The organism is Hydrogenophaga sp. (assembly GCF_051007235.1).
GTDB lineage: Bacteria > Pseudomonadota > Gammaproteobacteria > Burkholderiales > Burkholderiaceae_C > Hydrogenophaga.
The window spans coordinates 1-1,880 of the sequence record NZ_JBPCSJ010000211.1; the positions used below are offsets into that span (position 1 = coordinate 1).

A 1,880-nucleotide genomic window follows, 5' to 3' on the forward strand; every position below is an offset into this window, starting at 1 on the left:
GAAGTGTTCTGTGTCGTCGCGGAATGCGGCAGCATCCGCGCCGCGGCACGCCGCCTGGGGCTGACCCAGCCGGCCGTGACCTACGTGGTGCGCGAACTCGAACGCCAGGCGGGCGCGCCGCTGCTGCTGCGCCAGACCAGCGGCGTGGTGCTGACAGCGCTGGGTGAGTCGCTGCACCGGCGCGCGCTGCGCCTGCTCGAAGAATGGCGCCAGGCGCAGGACGAACTGGAGCAGCTGCGCGACGGCAGCAGCGGTGCGCTGCGGCTGGCCTTCAGCTCCGGCGCGGCGGCCCGTGTGCTGGCGCCAGCGCTCGAAACCTTCCGGCGCACCCGGCCCGGTGTGCGCCTGGACATCCACGAGCTGTCGCTGAGCGATCCGCAGGACCTCTGGAAGGTGGGGCAGTACGACTTTGCGGTGATCAGCGAACTGGACGAGCCGGTGAACGACACGCTCGACCGCCAGGTGCTGTTCCGCGCCCCGCTGCAGGTCATGGCCCGCCTGGGGCACACGCTGGCGGGCGCGCGCTCCCTGCGCGAGCTCAAAGACTGCCTGTGGCTGCTACCAGGGTATGGGCCGCGCGTGATCGGCGACGCGATGCAGGCCCTGGGCGTGGAGCCCCCGCGCCAGGTCATGATGGTGCAGTCGCTCTACATCGCCCTGTCGCTGGTGCGCAGCACCGACGCGCTGGTGCTCATGTCCACCGTGGTGCTGGACGACCCGCAGGTGGCCCAGACCATCACCGCGCTGCCGCTGCGCGAACCGCTACCGCAGCTGCGCGTGTCCATGGTGAGCCAGGGCATGGACGGGCTCACGCCCGCGGCCCGTCAGTTTGCCGACGGGCTGCTGGCGGCCGCCGCAACCGACTTCACGCGTGCGAAGGCTGCAGGAACACGCGGGCGCGGCGCGGCGACACGAGCAGCTTCTCGCCGTCCTTGAAACCCTGAGCGCGGAACCACTCGGCCGGCACCTGCGCTTCGATCAGCGGGTCGTGCCCGCTGGGCGACGCATCGTTGAGCGGCCACAGTTCCAGCCGCGCGATCGGCCCCACCACGATGGCGCGCTGCAGCTCGGCCACGATGCCGCGTTCGCCCACGGCGAACCGGCGCACCTCCAGGTCGTGCGGACGCACATAGGCCATGGCCTGGGCGTCCTGCGCACTGGCGTGTTCGGGCGCGTCCACCGACACCTCGTCGCCCAGGAAGCCGTAGACAAACGGGCTGGCCGGGTGGTCCCACACGTCCTGTGGCGAACCGACCTGCTCGACCACGCCGCTGTTCATCAGCACCACGCGGTCGGCCACTTCCAGCGCTTCCTCCTGGTCGTGCGTGACGAAGATACTGGTGACGTGCAACTCGTCGTGCAGGCGGCGCAGCCAGCGGCGCAGTTCCTTGCGCACCTTGGCGTCCAGGGCACCGAAGGGTTCGTCCAGCAGCAGCACCTTGGGCTCGACCGCGAGCGCGCGCGCCAGGGCGATGCGCTGGCGCTGGCCGCCCGAGAGCTGCGAGGGGTAGCGGTCGGCGATCCAGTCGAGCTGCACCAGCTTGAGCAGGTCGGTCACTTTCTGTTTGATCTGCGCCTCGCTGGGGCGCTCGCCGCGCGGCTTGACGCGCAGGCCGAAGGCCACGTTCTCGAACACCGTCATGTGGCGGAACAGCGCATAGTGCTGGAACACAAAGCCGACGTTGCGCTCGCGCACGTGCACGTCGGTGGTGTCTTCGCCGCTGAAGTGGATGCTGCCGGCGTCCGGCGTTTCCAGGCCGGCAATGATGCGCAGCAGCGTGGTCTTGCCGCAGCCCGACGGGCCCAGCAGCGCCAGCAATTCGCCGGAGCCAATGTCGAGATTGACGTTCTTCAGCGCGTGGAAGCTGCCGAAGTGCTTG

The 1,880-nt window shown here is 69.9% G+C and carries 2 protein-coding genes; one reads left to right on the forward strand and one right to left on the reverse strand.

Annotation, left to right across the window (positions count from 1 at the left end; genetic code table 11):
• Nucleotides 1-936: LysR family transcriptional regulator (locus ACR2JA_RS07730; protein ID WP_434008516.1), on the forward strand; the 936-nt coding region annotated here is incomplete at its 5' end.
• On the opposite strand, the gene ACR2JA_RS07735 is transcribed toward ACR2JA_RS07730, so the two are convergent.
• Nucleotides 866-1,880: sulfate/molybdate ABC transporter ATP-binding protein (locus ACR2JA_RS07735; RefSeq protein ID WP_434008517.1), on the reverse strand; the 1,015-nt coding region annotated here is incomplete at its 5' end. The two genes, ACR2JA_RS07730 and ACR2JA_RS07735, sit on opposite strands and share 71 nt — an antisense overlap.